We start from the raw sequence: 1,074 nt of genomic DNA, 5'->3' as shown, positions 1-1,074 counted from the left end.
CGGTCAACCGCGTCGCGCGCCCCGGCCAACGCCGGTCGGGGCGCGCGACGCGTTTCGCATCGCTGTCACTCGTCAGGGTCAGGGTCCGGGGCCGGGTCCGGACCGGGCTCGGGGGCCGGCTCGGGCTCGTCGAACTCGACGCCCGGGGTGAGGTGGAAGCGGGTCGGGGTGCCGGACCGGGGGCGTTCGGCGGTCGGCATGGCGGCGCGGCGTTCCAGCCAGGCGCGCAGGCGGGTGAGGGCGTTGCGGTTGCGTTCGGACGGGTCGCCGCCGGACTCGCGGAGGAGCACGCAGGCGGGGCGGTCGCCGTCGGCCGGGACCAGGCCGACGACGGTGAACGCGGTTCCCGGGGGGAAGACGGCCTGGGCGGGGCCGTCGGTGGCGTCGAAGACGGAGGTGCGCCGGCCGGTGGCCGACCAGATGAGGAATTCGACGGAGCAGCCCGGGAGTTCGGAGCCCGGGGCGGTCAGGCCGGACAGCGGCGCGGGTTCGCGGAACTGGCGGCCGGTGGGGTAGTGGGACAGCACCGCTTCCGGGTCCAGGCCGGGGCCGGCGCCGAGCAGGACCGCGCCGTGGTGGCTCGGGAGGCGGCGCAGGCCGGCGCCGAGGCCGTGCAGGAACGGTCGCAGGGCGGGGTCGGCGGACCGTGCGGCGGCCACCAGGGCGGCGCGGGTGACGGGGACGCCGGTGTCGGAGTGGTGGAGCAGGACGGCGGCGAGGTCGGGCTTGAAGTCGTCCTGGGAGGTGGAGCGCAGGCCCGGGAGCCGGGTGGCGAGCTGTTCCAGGCGCCCGGTGTAGCGGTGGTAGTGCTCACCGAGCAGGGTGCGGACGGCGTCGCGTTCGGCGGGGCTGGTCGCGGTCACCGGGGCCGGGCAGTCGTCCGGGCCGAAGGCGCGGGCCGACGAGGAGGGCGCGGGCGGGGGAGGGAGCGGTTCGGAGGCTTCGGCGGGTTCGACGGGCCGAGCGGGTTCGGCGGGCTCAACGGGTTCGACGAGACCGGCGGCCTCACCGTGCTCAGGAGCCGCAGGAGCCGCAGGAGCCGCAGGAGCCGCAGGAGCCGCAGGAGCCGCAGGA

Annotated in this window: 1 protein-coding gene; it reads right to left on the bottom strand. The window is 77.3% G+C overall.

All coding sequences use genetic code 11. From position 1 onward, the window contains the following. Nucleotides 1-65 precede the first annotated feature (65 nt). Nucleotides 66-863, bottom strand: a complete 798-nt coding sequence (locus ABD308_RS13110) for a hypothetical protein (RefSeq protein WP_344332928.1) — start codon at nucleotides 861-863, stop codon at nucleotides 66-68. Nucleotides 864-1,074 lie beyond the last annotated feature (211 nt).

It is taken from the genome of Kitasatospora putterlickiae (assembly GCF_039527695.1).
GTDB classification, from domain to species: Bacteria; Actinomycetota; Actinomycetes; order Streptomycetales; family Streptomycetaceae; genus Kitasatospora; species Kitasatospora putterlickiae.
The sequence above is the reverse complement of the archived record's forward strand: the minus strand, read 5'-3'. Positions and strand labels throughout refer to the sequence as shown.